Origin of the sequence: Gracilimonas sp., assembly GCF_017641085.1 — a bacterium.
Taxonomy (GTDB): Bacteria; Bacteroidota; Rhodothermia; order Balneolales; family Balneolaceae; genus Gracilimonas.
Map to the genome: position 1 here is coordinate 461630 of NZ_JAEPPI010000002.1, position 17370 is coordinate 478999.

Annotated in this window: 16 protein-coding genes; 12 read left to right on the forward strand and 4 right to left on the reverse strand. The window is 43.4% G+C overall.

The genetic code is table 11. The features are described 5' to 3' along the window. The first annotated feature begins 6 nt into the window (after nt 1-6). Nucleotides 7-657 (forward strand): RsmG family class I SAM-dependent methyltransferase, encoded by a 651-nt coding sequence (locus tag JJ941_RS09035; protein WP_290964068.1) that lies wholly within the window; start codon nt 7-9, stop codon nt 655-657. Beyond that, nucleotides 654-1592: a YafY family protein gene (locus tag JJ941_RS09040; RefSeq protein WP_290964071.1), complete on the forward strand. Its 939-nt coding sequence runs from the start codon at nt 654-656 to the stop codon at nt 1590-1592. The genes JJ941_RS09035 and JJ941_RS09040 overlap by 4 nt, the downstream gene beginning before the upstream one ends. Before the next feature lie 83 nt (nt 1593-1675). Here the strand turns inward: JJ941_RS09040 and gyrA are convergent, their stop codons facing one another. Together gyrA and gyrB are read right to left on the reverse strand one after the other, a co-directional pair. Beyond that, a complete protein-coding gene (gene gyrA, locus JJ941_RS09045) occupies nt 1676-4141 on the reverse strand; it encodes a DNA gyrase subunit A (protein ID WP_290964074.1) in 2466 nt (821 codons plus the stop codon). 45 nt (nt 4142-4186) lie between these two features. Further along, a complete protein-coding gene (gyrB, locus tag JJ941_RS09050; protein ID WP_290964077.1) occupies nt 4187-6124 on the reverse strand; it encodes a DNA topoisomerase (ATP-hydrolyzing) subunit B in 1938 nt (645 codons plus the stop codon). A gap of 270 nt (nt 6125-6394) precedes the next feature. On the opposite strand from gyrB, the gene rpmB reads away from it, so the two are divergent. The 8 genes from rpmB to JJ941_RS09090 all read left to right on the forward strand — a co-directional run bounded on the left by rpmB (nt 6395) and on the right by JJ941_RS09090 (nt 10606). After that, nucleotides 6395-6640 carry a 50S ribosomal protein L28 gene (gene rpmB, locus JJ941_RS09055; RefSeq protein ID WP_255134081.1) on the forward strand — a complete coding sequence of 82 codons (246 nt, stop codon included), beginning with the start codon at nt 6395-6397 and terminating at the stop codon, nt 6638-6640. A 4-nt stretch (nt 6641-6644) separates the two neighbouring features. Continuing rightward, nucleotides 6645-6809, forward strand: coding sequence for a 50S ribosomal protein L33 (gene rpmG, locus JJ941_RS09060; RefSeq protein WP_103664281.1), 165 nt, complete (start codon nt 6645-6647; stop codon nt 6807-6809). Between the two features lie 8 nt (nt 6810-6817). Beyond that, nucleotides 6818-6988, forward strand: a complete 171-nt coding sequence (locus JJ941_RS09065) for a DUF4295 family protein (RefSeq protein ID WP_255134079.1) — start codon at nt 6818-6820, stop codon at nt 6986-6988. A gap of 93 nt (nt 6989-7081) precedes the next feature. After that, nucleotides 7082-7540: a GatB/YqeY domain-containing protein gene (locus tag JJ941_RS09070; protein ID WP_290964082.1), complete on the forward strand. Its 459-nt coding sequence runs from the start codon at nt 7082-7084 to the stop codon at nt 7538-7540. Between the two features lie 3 nt (nt 7541-7543). Then, on the forward strand, nt 7544-8113 hold the full coding sequence (locus JJ941_RS09075; RefSeq protein ID WP_290964085.1) for a CvpA family protein: 570 nt from the start codon (nt 7544-7546) through the stop codon (nt 8111-8113). Further along, nucleotides 8114-9328 carry a tyrosine--tRNA ligase gene (gene tyrS / locus JJ941_RS09080; protein WP_290964088.1) on the forward strand — a complete coding sequence of 405 codons (1215 nt, stop codon included), beginning with the start codon at nt 8114-8116 and terminating at the stop codon, nt 9326-9328. Nucleotides 9329-9334: 6 nt separating this feature from the next. Continuing rightward, the gene (locus tag JJ941_RS09085) at nt 9335-10102 is read left to right on the forward strand and encodes an exodeoxyribonuclease III (RefSeq protein WP_290964090.1); all 768 of its coding nucleotides are present in this window, start codon (nt 9335-9337) and stop codon (nt 10100-10102) included. Between the two features lie 54 nt (nt 10103-10156). Further along, complete coding sequence (locus JJ941_RS09090; protein WP_290964092.1) at nt 10157-10606, forward strand: MarR family transcriptional regulator; 450 nt, start codon at nt 10157-10159, stop codon at nt 10604-10606. Between the two features lie 47 nt (nt 10607-10653). Here the strand turns inward: JJ941_RS09090 and JJ941_RS09095 are convergent, their stop codons facing one another. Beyond that, the gene (locus JJ941_RS09095; RefSeq protein WP_290964095.1) at nt 10654-11208 is read right to left on the reverse strand and encodes an rRNA adenine N-6-methyltransferase family protein; all 555 of its coding nucleotides are present in this window, start codon (nt 11206-11208) and stop codon (nt 10654-10656) included. A 6-nt stretch (nt 11209-11214) separates the two neighbouring features. Continuing rightward, nucleotides 11215-13266, reverse strand: a complete 2052-nt coding sequence (uvrB, locus tag JJ941_RS09100; RefSeq protein ID WP_290964097.1) for an excinuclease ABC subunit UvrB — start codon at nt 13264-13266, stop codon at nt 11215-11217. A gap of 193 nt (nt 13267-13459) precedes the next feature. On the opposite strand from uvrB, the gene tyrA reads away from it, so the two are divergent. Further along, nucleotides 13460-14593: a bifunctional chorismate mutase/prephenate dehydrogenase gene (gene tyrA / locus JJ941_RS09105; protein ID WP_290964099.1), complete on the forward strand. Its 1134-nt coding sequence runs from the start codon at nt 13460-13462 to the stop codon at nt 14591-14593. A 67-nt stretch (nt 14594-14660) separates the two neighbouring features. After that, on the forward strand, nt 14661-17369 hold the full coding sequence (locus JJ941_RS09110; protein WP_290964101.1) for a zinc-dependent metalloprotease: 2709 nt from the start codon (nt 14661-14663) through the stop codon (nt 17367-17369). Nucleotide 17370 lies beyond the last annotated feature (1 nt).

Below are 17370 nucleotides of genomic sequence, written 5' to 3' on the forward strand. Positions count from 1 at the left end.
TTTCACGTGGAACATCAGATTCTATATACTCCATTAGCCCACGAAAAGACTGAGAATATTCGGGTTTTAGTTGATCGTCACGAAAAAGAATTAGAAGAATATATAAGCCGCCTGCTTTGGTGGAACAAGAAAATTAATCTTGTGAGCCGAGATGTTTCACGTGAAACTATAAAAAACCACGTAGAGCACTCATTAGTTCTAACTCAGTCTGAACTGTTTGAAAAGGCTGAGAAAGTTATAGACTCGGGCACCGGCGGTGGTTTGCCGGGAATACCACTTGCGATATGTTATAGAGAGAAGCAGATACATCTGAATGATGTGGTAACAAAAAAGATAATGGCCTGTAAGAACATTGCCTCCGTTCTTAACCTTGAAAACATATCATCAAGTTCCTGTTCTATAGAAAAGGTTGGCTTTGCTGGGGATGAGCTCTTGGTTTCAAAGCATGCTTTTAAGATAGGAGATTTGCTGCGAATGCTTGAATCAAAGCCGTGGGGAAAAATTATATTGCTAAAAGGGAGGGATGAGGTTGAGTCCGAACTTGAAAGAGTAAAAGAGCTCCTCAAGGTTAACATCATTGATCTGATGCAAGGATTTGAAGAAGAGTTTTATAAAGGAAAGGCTATGGTAGAAATCTCAAGAATAAGCCAGTCATGAATAGTTCAGAAAGAAGGCTGAAGCTGATGCTTTTGCTTCAGCAGCCGGGTAAACGCTTAACGGTAGATGAATTGGCGGAACGGTTTGATGTAAGCCGAAGAACGATTTTCCGAGATTTTAATGCGCTTCAGGAAATTAACGTGCCGGTAACCTGGGATCGTTATTCAGGCTATGGATTAATCGAGGGTTATAAGGTGCCGCCGCTCATGTTCACTTCCAAAGAGCTAGCAACCATCATGGTTGGGCTGAATTTTGTGAAGTCTCAGGTTGACCAGGGGCTGGTGGAAGATGCTAAAGGGGTGGAGGTAAAAATCAAAAATGTTCTTCCGGATGAATTAAAAGAATTCATGACTTCATTAGAGGGAAGAACAATCGTCGATCCTTATTTGAGATTTGGAGGAGAAAAAAAGAAAGGGGGGAGTTGGTATCTCATTAGTAGTGCCATCGCTCAGCAAAAAAGATTGCAATTTGAGTACACCACAAAATCAGGGGAAACGGGAATTCGAAAAATCGATCCCTACATTTTGGTTTTTTACCAGGATCATTGGAACGTAATTGGAAAATCTCATCTTCGGGGTGAAATCAGGAATTTTATTCTTGAAAAGGTAGAAGAAGTGAAAATCTTAGACGAAAACTACCACCTTAACAGCGATTTGGACATAGAGGCCCTTATCTTCCGATCTGAGGAGAGTTCTCAATCAATAATACTACAGGTCAAAAAAGAAGAGATAACGCGTCTGGAGACAAATTTACCGGCTAAAATAATTAAGAAAACCAGCTTAAATTCTAAAATTTTTAAGGTGAGTTTTGATTTCGATAATTTGGACTTTATAAACGAATGGCTTCTTCAGTTTGGAAAAAAAGTTAAAATTGAACAGCCCAAAGAGCTTATCGAAAAAAGAGAGAAGTTACTCCGGGAAATGCTGGACAACTAACTGGCCAAGAAAATTCAGATAATAAAAAAGGGCTTCAATTTTGAAGCCCTTTTCTTTTAATTATTTTGAGAAAGGATTAAGAATTAATCTTCATCCTCTTCGTCTCCTTCCTCTTCATTAACCACTCGCGTTACAGCTGCAATGGCGCCATCAGAATCGAGACGCATGATGCGAACTCCCTGAGTATTTCTACCCATGGTTCGAATGCCTCCGCAATTCATTCGGATAACTTTACCTCGCTCCGTGATAATCATAAGATCATCCTGATCGGTTACTTCTTTAAGCGCAATCAGGTCTCCTGTCTTCGGAGTTATCTTGAGTGTAATCACGCCTTTACCACCTCTGGATTGTTCCCTGTAATCATCAACAAGAGAACGTTTGCCATATCCATTCTCAGACATTGCGAGCACGGTGGCTTCGTGAGCGTTTCGGATCACAACCATATCAACGATCTCACCATTTTTGCCGAGGCTCATTCCTTTCACACCGGAAGTGTTTCGGCCCATATCCCGGACGTCCTCTTCGTGGAACCTGATGGCTCGGCCGTTTTTGTTGGCAAGAATAATTTGGCTGTCGCCATCGGTAAGTTCGGCGGCAAGTAAACTGTCACCTTCTTTTATGTTGATGGCAATAATACCATCACGTCGAGGGCGGCTATAAGCCTCGAGGGTTGTTTTCTTAACAAGCCCGTCCTTGGTCGCCATGATGATGGAGTGGTTGTTAATGTAGTCTTCTTCATCAAGGGTTTTAACCGGAACAAAAGCTTTGATGGAGTCGTCTTTGTCAAGCTCAATGAGATTCACAATAGCGCGGCCCCTTGCGAGTCGGCCACCCTCCGGAATTTCATAGACCTTCAACCAGTAACACATTCCTTTTTCTGTGAAAAACAGAATGTAATTATGGGTTGTGGCTACAAATAAATGTTCTACATATTCCTCATCTCGCGTGGTTGTTCCTTTCATTCCTTTACCGCCACGGCGCTGTCTGCGATAGCCGCTTACCGGCATCCGTTTGATAAAGCCTTTATTGGAAATGGTTACAACCACATCTTCATCAGCAATCATGTCTTCGATGCTGAAGTCGTCGGCAGAGTGAACAACTTGTGTTCTTCGCTCATCACCATAGCGTTTCTTCAGGTCTGCAAGCTCTTCTTTAATGATGGCTGTTTGCTTATCGCGGTTAGTTAGAATTTCGCGGTAATCAGAAATCTTGTCGATAATCTCTCTGTACTCACCATCAATCTTTTCTCGCTCCAATCCTGTAAGCTTCTGAAGACGCATGTCCAGAATGGCTTTGGCCTGAATGTCGGTGAGAGCAAATTTCTTGCGTAACTCAATATTCGCTTCTTGAGGACTGTTAGAAGCCCGGATGGTCTTGATTACTTCATCCAGGTTATCAAGAGCAATCTTAAGCCCTTCCAGAATATGAGCTCTGGCTTCCGCCTGATCGAGATCATACATGGTACGACGAATAATGATATCAACGCGATGCTCAACAAAGTGATGAATAAGCTCTTTAAGGTCCATCACTTTAGGGCGGCCCTTAACAAGAGCCAGGTTAATCACACCAAAGGTGGTCTGCATTTGCGTGTACTTGTATAACTGATTGAGTACAACGCCGGCGTTAGCAGAACGTTTTAAAATGATAACAATGCGAATACCCTCACGGTCAGATTCATCTCTAACTTCAGATATTTCAGTAATTTTCTCATCATTAACAAGCGATGCAATCTTTTGAATTAGCGTGCTCTTGTTAACCTGATATGGGATCTCTGTAATTACAATCTGCTCACGGTTGCCACGGAGCTCTTCAGTATTAGCACGGGCACGGAGGGTGATTTTTCCCCGTCCGGTTTCGTAAGCTTCTTTAACCCCCTCATATCCATAGATGATACCGGCTGTTGGAAAGTCAGGAGCCTTGATGTGTTGCATCAACTCCTTAATCTCAATATCAGGGTTATCAATATATTCGGTGACCCCATCAATAACTTCCGTCATATTATGAGGTGCCATGTTGGTAGCCATACCTACGGCAATACCGGAAGCACCATTCAATAAAAGGTTGGGAAGCATACTTGGAAGAACCGTGGGTTCTTCAAGCGTGTCATCAAAGTTGGGGGAGTAGTCAACGGTTTCCTTATTAATGTCGGCAAGGAGTTCTTCCGAAAGCCGATCCATGCGAACCTCCGTATAACGCATGGCCGCTGCACTGTCTCCGTCAATGGAACCAAAGTTTCCCTGCCCATCTACGAGCGGATACCTGAGTGAAAAATCCTGCACCATTCGAACGATAGAATCATAAACGGCAGAGTCACCATGAGGGTGATACTTACCAAGAACCTCACCGACAATACGGGCGCTCTTCTTATAATTGCGGTTGTGAAGCATTCCGAGATCATTCATCCCGTAAAGAACTCTTCTGTGAACGGGTTTCAATCCATCCCGAACATCAGGAAGCGCCCTGGACACAATCACCGACATCGAATAATCGATGTAGGACGATTGCATTTCGTCTTCTATAGTAATAGGTATAATTTTTTCTCTGGCCATAAATCAGGTAATAAAAAAGGTTAGTCTGTATTCAGATTAGTTAGATCAAATATCGATGTTGGCGTACTTGGCATTCCGCTCAATGAACTCACGACGAGGTTCCACATCTCCACCCATCAGGGTTGAGAAAAGTTTGTCGGCGCCGGCAGCACTTTCAACATTTACTTGTTGAAGCGTACGCGTTTCCGGATCCATTGTGGTTTCCCATAACTGCTCGGGATTCATCTCACCAAGACCCTTATAGCGGGAAACATCAAACTTCTTGCGGGTTTTCTTGAGTTCTTTCACCAACTTATCACGGGTTTCATCGTCCCATGCATATTCCAGATCTTTACTGGTGGTAATTCTATAAAGAGGTGGGGTAGCAATATATACGAACCCGTTTTCGATTAACGGACGCATATAGCGATAGAAAAACGTTAACAGAAGTGTGCGAATGTGAGAGCCGTCCACATCGGCATCCGTCATAATTATGATTTTATGATATCGGAGTTTGTCCAGCTCGAAATCCTCATCCCCATGACCAACACCGGTACCCAGTGCCGTAATCATGGCCTGAATTTCTTTATTCTCCAAAATCCGGTTAATCTTGGCTTTTTCAACATTCAGGATTTTACCTCTTAATGGAAGAATAGCCTGGAAACTTCGGTTACGGCCCATCTTGGCAGAACCACCGGCAGAGTCACCCTCAACGAGGTAAATTTCACTATGCTCGGGATCTTTTATAGAGCAATCAGCCAGCTTTCCGGGCAGCCCGCCACCACTCATAACGCTTTTGCGCTGAACGAGTTGACGTGCTTTTCTTGCCGCCTCTCGAGCTTCTGCAGCAAGAACAACTTTTTCAATTACTTTCTTGGCTGCTTTAGGGTTTTGCTCCAGGTACTCGTTTAACTGATCATAAACTACAACCTCAACGGCACTTTGAACTTCGGAGTTACCCAATTTGGTTTTGGTCTGGCCTTCAAACTGAGGTTCAGCAACTTTTACACTCAACACAGCTGTCATTCCTTCCCGGAAATCTTCCCCGGATATGGAAATCTTACTGTTAGATTTAATAAGATTGTTCTTTTCAGCGTAAGACTTTAAAGAACGGGTAAGTGCTCTTCGGAAACCGGAAACGTGAGACCCACCTTCCCGGGTGTTAATATTGTTTACATAAGAATGGACGTTTTCGCTGAAAGAGCTATTGTATTGAATGGCAATTTCAACAGGAACATTCTCAACTTCTCCGGTAATATGAATTGGGGTGGTAAGCATCGATTCGCGGTGCTCATCAAGGAAATCAACAAAATCTTTTACCCCACCTTCGTAGTGATAAACTTCCTTTCTTAGCTCTTCGTCTTCTTCCCGCTCATCAACCAATTCGATGGTTACCTCGGGATTCAGGAATGCGAGCTCTCTCATGCGTTCAGCAATAATGTCGAACTTAAATTCAACCGTCTGAGTAAAAATAGTCGGATCGGGAGTGAAAGAAATCTTTGTTCCGGTCTCTTTCGTTTTTCCTTTTACGGAAAGAGGAATGGTGGTTTTACCCTGTTCAAATTCCATTACATGAATTTCACCATCACGGTGAATTTCAGCCCGGAAGTTGGTGGCCAGTGCATTCACACAACTTACACCAACCCCGTGGAGTCCACCGGATACCTTGTATGTATCCTTGTCAAATTTACCACCGGCGTGCAGTTTGGTAAGCACGACTTCCACGGCGGGAATACCGAGCTTTTCATGAGTGTCTACCGGGATACCACGACCGTTATCTTCAATGGTCATGGAACCGTCTTCATTAATGGTTACAATGATGTGATCGCAATAGCCTGCAAGCGCTTCATCAATGGAGTTATCAACCACCTCGTTAATTAAGTGGTGAAGGCCGCGCTGACCTGTATCCCCAATATACATTGCAGGGCGTTTTCGTACCGCTTCAAGACCCTCCAAAACCTGTATGTTTGATGCCTTGTAGTCGGAACCTTGTTTTTTTGCCATAATTATGGAGTGATAGCTTTGTAAGATGAGTTTATTAACGCCTGAAAATAGAGCTTACACAAGCAAAATCAAAAAAAGGAAGGGTTTTTGTTGAAAATATTAGAGCTGTCGTTTCTGGGGTTAAATTCCCGCTAAGAAAAGCAGGTGTAAATGTGGATAATTCGGGAAAATGTTAATAATTAGAATTTTCATCGCTAAAACCGTTGAACTTTGATGATTATACTTCTATCTTTGGTGTCTATTTTCATTACGAATTAACGGATTACAACGATGTCGCGAAAAGACGATATTACAGGTAAAGGAGCTTTGAACGGGTACCGTTCTTCCAAGTCAAATAATAAGACAAAACATCGCTTTCAATTGAACTTGCAAAAGCGACGTTTTTACGTTCCGGAAGAGGATAAGTGGGTAACCCTTAAAGTTTCTGCGAAAACTGTCAGAACAATTAACAAGAAAGGAATTTCTGCGGTATTGAAAGAAGCGCGGAAAAAAGGAACTCTTATAAAAGAAGTGTAGAAAAATGGCAAAAGGAAACAGAGTTCAGGTGATTTTAGAGTGTACCGAAAAACCCGGTTCATCTCGTTATGTTACGACTAAAAACCGAAGAACAACCACGGATCGACTTGAACTAAAAAAATACAACCCGGTTCTTCGTAAACACACCGTTCACAAAGAAATTAAATAACCAGAGTTATGGCTAAGAAGCAATCATTTGGACAAGAAGCATTACAAGCGAAAGCGGCTCACCGCAAAATGGCAAAGGTTATCATTTCTACCAAGAACGATAAAGGCAAATTTGCCTACAAGGAAGTGATGATCGACCAGGAAAATGTGAAAGAATTTATTCAGCAAAATAAAGCCTGATAGATACTACATTCATAATGAATATATAAGGTTACGCAATTATGATTGTGTAACCTTTTTTTTTGGTTATTTTCAGCCTCGGAGGAATTTACTATGACAATTAAAGAACAGATTATTTCAGACATCAAGGATGCGATGAAAGCCAAACAGCAGGATAAGCTGCGGGTTTTACGCTCTTTAAAAGCCAAGCTGATGGAGAAAGAAATCAGCGAGCGAAAAGACGGGGAAGCAAACCTAACCGATGAGCAGGCCGTTGAAGTACTGATGAAAGCTGCCAAGCAACGGAAAGAATCCATTGAGCAGTTTGAAGACGGTGACAGAGAAGACCTGGCCGAGAATGAGAAAAAAGAGCTGAAAATTATTGAGGCTTACCTCCCGGAAATGATGGACGAAGATGAAGTCCGCAGCATAGTAAAGGAGAAGATAGAAGCCCTTGGAGCTTCCGGCATGCAAGACATGGGCAAAGTGATGGGCCCGCTTATGGGTCAACTAAAAGGTAAAGCCGATGGATCAATGGTTAGCCGCATCGTGAAAGAAGAACTCGGAGGATAGTGAATGCTGATCCTTGACCTGATTATCGCCACACCCATACTTTACTTTGGCTACAAAGGGGCTGTAAATGGATTGGTAAAAGAAGTGCTTAATATTGTAGCGATTATACTCGCTGTTTTCCTGACTTTTAACTACCTGGATGCCTTTACCGGAATCATTGCGCCGCTGTTTGATGAAGGGGCTTCGTATGTGCCTTTCGTGTCGGGCGCTATTCTGTTTATAGGCACCATCGGTATTGTTGCTTTAATCGCGTATGGTACAAAAGAGCTTTTGAAAGCAGTTAAACTAAGCATGGTAAATCGTATTTTGGGAGCAACCTTTGGAGCTCTGAAAAGCGGACTTGTGGTAAGTGCCGTCCTACTGCTTTTAGCCGGTTTTAATGTACCGGGCGAACAAGCCAGAAATGAATCCTATTTATACCCTTATGTAATTTACCTGGCCCCCTTAACCTACAATGGTGTAGCCCTGGTTTATCCGGGTGCCGAAAATTACACCGAAACGCTGAAGGCTAATATCAGCGACCACAATCCCTTAGAAAACATTCCATTTTTAAACGATAATACAGATAACTAAATGTCATTTTTACCTGTTGAGGAACAACTTGAAATCATCCGCCGCGGAACGGTAGAAATTGTTCCTGAAGAAGAACTCATTGAAAAGCTTAAAAAATCCAAAAAGGAAAAAAGGCCCCTGAAAATAAAGCTGGGGGTAGATCCAACCCGGCCCGACTTACACTTAGGTCATTCTGTTATCCTCAGAAAGATGAGGCAGTTCCAGGATTTAGGGCATGAAGTTATACTGATTATTGGTGGCTTTACCGCCATGATCGGCGACCCAACCGGGCAGAATAAAACCCGGCCGCCTCTTACGATGAAAGAGGTTAAAGAAAATGCCCAAACCTACATCGAGCAGGCTAACAGCATTTTAGACGAAAGCAAACTCACCCTTACCAACAATTACGACTGGCTGGGTGAGATGGATTTTATGGATGTCATCAAGCTATCGTCAAAACTGACCGTTGCCCGCATGATTGAGCGGGATGATTTCTCAAAACGGTTTGAAAAGAACGAGCCGATTTCATTGCATGAATTCCTGTATCCATTGGCTCAGGGGCAGGATTCGGTGCATCTGAAATCTGATGTTGAGTTAGGCGGAACAGATCAGAAATTTAATCTGCTTGTGGGCCGTCAGCTTCAAAAAGAAGATGGACAGGAGCCACAAGTTTGTCTGATGATGCCATTGCTTGTGGGTACCGACGGTTCAGCAAAAATGTCCAAATCCTACGATAACTACATCGGCATAAATGAAAAGCCGAATGATATGTACGGTAAAGCGCTGTCTATTCCGGACGATCTGATTTACACCTACTATGAGTTAGTTACCGATGTGGAAACAGCGCAGCTTCCGGCGATCAAAGAAAAAATTGAGAAGGATCCGCGGAATGCGAAGCACGACCTGGCGTTCACCATTGTACGCATGTACCACGGAGAGGAAGCGGCAAAAGGTGCAAAAACACATTTTGAGCAAACGGTGATTAACAAGGAAGTTCCGGACGATGCTCCAGAATTTTTCTTTGAAACCGGGCAGGAAATCCGCCTTCTGGATATTGTAGCAGAAACAGGGTTCTCCCCAAGTAATGGCGAAACCAAACGCATGATTAAGCAGGGTGGTATCAGCATCGATGACAAAAAAGTCACCGACAAAAACCATTCCATCACGTTCTCAGAAGGGGATGAGTTTGCCCTGAAAGTTGGAAAAAGAAATTTCGGAATCTTAAAGGCGAAATAAATCGGTTTGACAAAAATCAGTTCATACAATGTAAACGGAATCAGGGCCGCTCACCGAAAAGGTTTTGTTGATTGGGTAGGAGAAAGTGACCCGGATATCATTTGTATACAGGAACTTCGTGCCCTGGAAAATCAGGTTCCCGAAGAAATAAAAGAGCTGGGATATCACGAATATTATCATGTAGCTGAGAAAAAGGGGTATTCGGGTGTAGCTATTTATTCCAAGGAAAAGCCGAAGAAAATTGAAGAAGGAATCGGGGTTGACTGGATTGACAGTGAAGGCCGTGTGATTATGGCGGAGTATGATGACTTCAGAGTATTCAGCATTTATGCGCCCAGCGGAACCACGGGTGATATCCGGCAGGATATGAAAATGGATTTTCTGGATAACTTCATTCGTTTTGGAAAGAAGTTTGCGGAAGACGACAAGCCCTCCGTTTTTTGTGGGGATTTCAATATTTGCCACACCGAAATAGATATTCATAATCCGGATAAACAACACAAAACGTCCGGGTTTTTGCCCGAAGAACGGGCTTGGGTAACCGACTTCCTGGAGGTTGGTTACAATGATGTATTCAGGGAAATTCACCCCGGAAAAACAGACCTGTATAGCTGGTGGAGTTATCGCGCCGCTTCCAAAGAAAGGAATAAAGGCTGGAGAATTGATTATCATCTGGCGACCAATGAATTAGCAGAAAAAGCAACGGTGGCTGAAATAGAAAAAAAGTGGGATATTTCGGATCATGCTCCTGTCAGTGTTGTATATGATGTATGAGCGAACGATGCCAACCTGCATAAAGTTTTGACTTCACGAAACAGGTGAGACACTATGGGAACACATTACGACGGTACGGACGAAGAAAAGTCGACGCTTAACGCGTTTATCAAATTGATGCGAGCTTCAGAAAGCTTGAATGGCCGTCTTTCCCGTCACTTATCAGATGGCAATCTAACCGTCAGTCAGTTCGGAACCCTCGAAGCCCTGCTACACCTTGGCCCGTTAAACCAGAGAGAACTTGGCCAAAAGTTGTTAAAAAGCGGGGGCAACATTACGCTGGTAATAGATAACCTCCAAAAGAATGGCCTGGTTGAAAAGAAAACAGATCCCAATGATCGCCGGGCGGTGATCATCAACTTAACTAAAAAAGGGCGTTCTTTTATTGAAGAATTCTTTCCTCAGCATCTGGATAAAATCAAAGAAGAGTTTAGCTGCCTAAGCATTAAAGAAAAAGAACAGCTGGCCGGCATCTGTAAAAAGCTGGGCCAAAAACCGGAATAGGGGTTTTTATCTTAGCAACCGTTTATTGTGATCTGTAATCCAGCAGGTTAGTCCTTAACTGACTCATAAATGAAATAAGGCGGTATGTTCTTCCAGCAGAAATCGGTGGTATAATTATCGAAGACTTCGGTTAGGGGTTTTTTCAGATGACCCGAGGTTTGGTAAGCCAGAAAAGAGCCTTCATTTCTCAAAACTTGTTGAGTTTTCCCGAGGATGTCGATTTTCATCTCCCAATCAAAAAAGGAAAAGGGTATACCGGAAACCACATGGTCAACAGCACCGACTACTTCTTCCGGAAGCAGGTTCATGATCTCTTCCACGCTTTCATGAAAAACGGTGATACGTTCATCCTGAATTTCACTCAGCTTCTTGTAGAAGTTATCATTGGTTTCGAATACAAAAAGGCGAGCATCGGGGCTCATTTTTTTGAGGAAATGCTTGGTAAAAACACCGGTACCGCCACCATATTCTACGATGGTTTTTGTAGTGGTGAAGTTGATATGCTCACAGAGTTTTCGCACACAGTATTTGGAAGAAGGAGTTATAGAAGCAACGTCTTTATCTGTTGCAAATGATTTCAAAAACGTAAGCGTGTTCTTCATTGGTAACTATAATTCTTGTTCTAATTGTGCTATTTGGTCCCGAATACGAGCCGCTTCCTCGAACTCCATGTTCTTGGCTGCATGAACCATGGTTTCGCGAAGATGTTCAATAAGCTTGTCCTTACTTTCGAAAGTTACTTCCTTCATTGCCGGGCTGGCTTTATACTGAATGCCATCCTCAGCAACTTTCACCACCTCGAGTGCGTCTTTATCCGCTTCCTCGTCCTTGCCGGCAAAGTCAAAACTTTGATTTGAAATCAACGCCGGATCAACCAATGGTTTCAGTTCTTTCTTAATGGTTTCGGGAGTAATTCCATGCTTCTCATTGTACTCTTCCTGCAGTTTGCGCCGCCGTCTGGTTTCATCCACTACTTTCTGAATGCTGTTTGTGATTTTATCTGCATACAGAATAGCTTTGCCACCTACATTACGTGCTGCGCGGCCAACTATCTGGAACAACGAAGTTTCTGATCTCAGGAATCCTTCCTTATCCGCATCCATGATGGCTACCAGACTCAGTTCAGGAATATCAATTCCCTCCCGAAGCAGGTTAATGCCCACAAGAACATCAAAATCTCCGCGGCGGAATTTATATAAAACTTCGATTCTTTCAAGAGCATTTAACTCACTGTGCATATAAGCCGCACTGATGCCCAGGTTTTTAAGGTATTCACTGAGCTCTTCACTTAATCGTTTAGTAAGCGTGATTACAAGTACACGCTCTTTTTTCTCAACCTTCTCCTGAATTTCAGCCAGCAGATCATCCACCTGATTACCGAGTGGCCGGATTTCGATTTCAGGTTCCATAAGTCCGGTTGGACGAATGATTTGTTCGGTGTAAACCCCTCCGGATTTCTCCAGCTCATAATCGCTGGGGGTAGCACTTACAAATATGGCTTGATTGATCAACCCTTCCCACTCATCAAAAGTAAGGGGGCGGTTATCAAGAGCAGAAGGAAGTCGGAATCCATGTTCAACCAATTCTACTTTACGGGATCGGTCACCCCCATACATAGCGGAAATTTGAGGGATGGTCTGGTGGCTTTCATCCACAACTACAAGAAAATCGTCTGGGAAATAATCGAGCAGGCAATATGGGCGCTCGCCGGGTTTTCGGGCACTCAAATAACGGGAGTAGTTCTCGATACCTGAGCAATAGCCAATCTCCTGAATCATTTCAATATCAAACAAGGTGCGCTGTTCGATGCGCTTGGCTTCCAAAAATTTTTCTTCATCAATTAAAACCTGCCGGCGCCATTCAAGTTCTTCCCTGATCTGTTCTATAGACTGCTCAAGACGGGACTTGGACGTTACATAATGGGAAGCCGGGTAAACCCGGAATTCATCAACCGAATCATGGACCGTGCCGTCATTTACATCAAAAAGCTGGAGGGATTCAATTTCATCTCCCCATTGAGTGATGCGCAATCCTTCATCCGAATAAGCCGGGTACACATCAATGACATCACCCCGCACCCGAAAAGTACCCCTTTTAAAATCCAGGTCATTTCGGTTGTAATGCAGATCTACTAAATCATACAGGATGGTATTACGCGGGATTTCCTGTCCTTTTTTTAGAGTAAGAATCAGCTTTTCATATTCTGAAGGAGAACCGATACCAAAAATACAACTTACAGAGGAAACAATGATCACGTCCCGCCGCCCGGAAAGCAAGGAACTGGTTGCCCGCAGCCTCAGTCGCTGAATCTCCTCATTGATGGACAAATCTTTTTCGATGTATTTATCCTGCGTTGAGATATAAGCTTCCGGCTGGTAGTAATCGTAATAGGATATAAAAAACTCAACACGGTTTTCGGGAAAGAAGTCACTGAGCTCCCGGTAAAGCTGTGCAGCCAACGTTTTGTTGTGGCTCATCACCAGGGTTGGCTTCTCCACATTTTCAATCACATTGGCAACGGTTCGTGTTTTTCCGGAACCGGTAATCCCAAGTAAGGTCTGGAACTTGTCGCCCGCATTGATGCCTTCCGTAAGTTCGGCAATGGCAGTGGGCTGGTCGCCTGCGGGTTTGTAAGGTGAGTGAAGTTTAAATTGAGCCATAATTAGCTTTTAAAGGTACAAACTGTAACGTAACTTAGGAAACAAGAACTGTGAAAAATTAATGCCACCAAATCACTAAAGCACGAATCGGGTTTTAAAATTCCATTGGGTAAACGAGCCCGATAAAGCAAAATCTGCAAATCAAAAACAATTTTTGTGTTTTAGAGCTTTCGTGGCCAACAAAACGACGCAAATGTCCCACCGACATAAAGATTTAGAATCGCCCCGAAAGCGAATAGATGAAATTGACGAACAAATTCTGGACTTACTCTCCGAGCGGGGTGAAATTGTTCGGGATGTCATTAAACGAAAAGTAGAGAACCAGCTGCCTGTTTTTGTGCCGGCCAGGGAAGAGGAAAAGTCGAAAGCTTTCAAAGAGCTTGCCCAAAACAAAGGGATTGACCCGGAATGGGCGGAAGACTTTCTGCGGATGATCATGACGGCCTCGCGGGCAACGCAATCGCAGGAAACCTTTCCCATTGCTACCGAAGAGCCGAAGCATATTCTGTTTATAGGTGGCGAAGGTGGAATGGGTAAGCTGTATAAGAGAATGGCTGATCAAACAGGGCACATAACCTATTCTATAGACAAAAAGAACTGGCATGAGCTGGAAGAAATGTCGCCAAAGCTGGATATGGTAATCGTTACGGTACCAATCAACGTAACGGAAAGCGTTATTGAGAGATTGGGTGGACGTCTGAAAAAAGACACCATTCTTGCCGACTTCACCAGTAATAAATCAAACCCTATTCAGGCTATGCTACAGGCGCATGAGGGACCGGTAGTTGGATTACACCCCATGCACGGCCCGGATGTTCAGAACTTGTCCAAGCAGCTGATGGTTTTTTGCGATGCCCGCGATGGAGAGCAGGCAAAGTGGTTCCAGGACCAATGTGAGCTTTGGGGAATGCGGGTTATACATGCAGATCCCGAAAAACACGATCATGTGATGCACCTGGTTCAGGGGCTGCGACACTTTGTGGCGCTCCTGCACGGTTCGTTTATGGAAGAGTATGATTTGAAACCGGCTGATATGCTCGATTACTCCTCCCCCATTTATCGCGCAGAATTGATGATGACGGGCCGGATTTTTGCCCAGGATGCCGAGCTGTATGCCGATATTGTATTTGCCAATAAAGAGCGCCGGGAGTTATTGCTAAAGTTCTTTGATCATCACAAAAAACTGGTGCAAATGGTAGAAAAAAATGACCGGGAAGGATTCATCAAAGAGTTTGAGGGGGTAACCGATTTCTTTGGAAAGTTTGCGACCCAAGCACTTAACGAGAGCGGATATTTAATAAATCGCCTGGCAGACCGTTTTGCCTAAAATCGGTTTTATTCATATAGATTTGTGATATTTACAGAAGAAACAGATAACTATTAGTAAAGTAGAGATGAAAAATTTATTACCACTTACCGTATTAAGCCTGTTATTATTTTCGGGGATTGCAATAGCTCAAGATCAGCCTGTTCTGAAAATAAATAGTATTGAAAGCGCTTCCGCACAGAAAGCTTCGGGCGATGATGCAGACAAAACGTACTTCAGTTTAAGTGAAGATGTTCTTGAAAACGATCAGTTTCAGGAAGGTGTTCTTTTTGAGCTGGAAACAGGGAACGATCAGGCTGATGTTTTGAGACTGGTGAAGAAAAGATCATACCGTCCGGGAATAACTTCTTATATGGCAGCGGATATAGAAAATCCGGAGAATAAATTTTCATTCTCTTACGGTGATGGCCGACTTGTCGGAATGTACCACGAAGCTCATAATAGCACCGTCATGTTCGCCGTGGATAACGAAATTGGAAAGCCTTTCTTAACCCGAAACAAATCGATTTTAGGGGAGGCAAAAGCCTGTGCTGTTCATGAAGGCGAGAATTTAGATGACATCCCGTATTACAAGACTCGTTTCAATCGAGATAAAATGAGTCGCGCCAAACAAAAGAATGCGGTTAGTTATGGGGCGCCTGCTTACGCTTCGGTTGAGGACAGTATCACGATTGATTTAATGCTGGTATATACGGACAGTGCAGAATCATGGGCCAACAACTCCGGTTTTGGAAACATCGAGTTTGTGTTGGCTCAGTCTATGAATTTATCTCAAACGGCCTTGGATAACAGTGAAACAGGTATTGAGCTTCGCTTGGCTCATGTTCACAAAACCATATACCGCGGCGACAATAATGAAGATATAGATGCCGTAACCCATTTAAGGCGATTTACACAGAATGAAGACAATCCTTCCTTTGGGCAAAGTAATGATGAATACAATGGATATATGGAAGAGGTTCATGACCTTAGAGATGAGTACGGAGCAGACCTTGTAGCACTTATTATGAGCGAGCCGAATACCGGTGGCATTGCCTGGGTGCTGAATAGTGTAGAAGGATCTCCGATCAGAGGGTTTTCAGTGAACAGGGTTCAGCAGGTAGCTTCAAATTATACACTTGTTCATGAGATAGGCCATAACATGGGTAATTCTCATTCCAGAACACAATCCCAGGCAGCCGCCTCAGAAAGCGGAGCACTTTTTCATTACTCTGTAGGATTCCAAAATATACCTGCTAGTTACGTAACGGTAATGGCATATAATGAGCCGGGACAACAGCTGCAGGAGGCTCCTATATTTGCCAGTCCAAATTTAACGTTTAATGGATCCCGGGCAGGCTCTGAAGACAGAAACACGCCGGCAAACAGTGCGCTGACCCTAAAACAGATTAAAAGGTCCATTGCCGGATACCGTGCTACCATGGTTGATTCTCCTGTTGTTTCCGTTTCCACAAATGAAATCGAAGTTACACTGAACCGTGAAGACGAGATCACGATTCCATTCAGTATTATAAACGATGGAAACAGCGGGCTGGTTTGGGATATAGATTTCGACTTTCCAGGACAAACCGTCAGCAAAGTTAATACAGCCTCAAACCCGGTAAGTAATCTTGAACCGGAGTTTATTAAGGATCCGGTAAGAGTCCCGGCAAATTATTCTGTTTATGAAAGGTCTATGCAAAAATCAGCCCTGAATGAAGAAGTGCTTTATAGTACCTCTTTCGAAAACTTCCCATCCGGGGAATTTGGAGGATATAGAGAATGGAGGTCGTTAACTAATACGGACTTTATTATTGAGCAGGGCAATGCCAGCGATGGAAGCCGGAACCTTCGGTTAAGCCATGATCCAACTTCTGACAACACACAATATGTGTCAGCCCCGTTTTTTGGATATCTGCCATTTGGGAACTACGAACTTAGCCTCGACTTCAAAATTTCAGGCGCAACGGCTCGGTCAGAAACCTTCGACTTCTACATTTTTGATGGAAAAAACGGACAGTTTTCAAGTGGTGTGATTATCTCCGACAGTACACTGTATGCTGCAGGACTAAATGAAAATGACCAGCTGGTATTTTTTGGCACGAATGTAGTCATGACTACAGACACGTATTCCAACCTTAGGATTGTGTACAATACGGAAGACGAGGTGATACAATATTATTACAAAGGAAATATGGTTTTAGAAACCGGTTTCCTATTCGGAAGAACACCAAGTGAGCTACAGGTACTTCACAGAAATGAAGTTTCCGATACGCACTTTGATGTGGATAATATTGAACTGAAGCAGTTGAGTAGTCCATACAACTGGCTTGCTGTTAATAACATGAGCGGGGTAGCTTTTGAGGACAGCAGCAGTGATGCGGAATTGGTCTTTAATACCCGGGGTATCTCTGCCGGTACGTATGAAACCGTTCTTCAGGTGAGCACTAATGATCCTGTTAACAGAATCATTGAGGTTCCGGTTACTTTGAATGTGAACCAGGAAGTTTCCAATGAAACAGAGGAAGTGCCGAATCAGGTGGCATTGCAGCAGAACTATCCAAACCCATTTAATCCAACTACCAGCATTCAGTTTAACCTGAACGAAGCAAGCAAGGTGAAGCTGGAAGTATTTAATATTCAGGGACAGAAAGTAGCTTCGCTCCTAAACGAAAACCGAAGAGCGGGGGAACACCGAATTACTTTTAATGCACAAAACCTGTCCAGCGGCATCTATATTTACAGGTTACAAGCCGGCGCTCAAACGTTAACCCGAAAAATGGTTTTAATTAAATAAT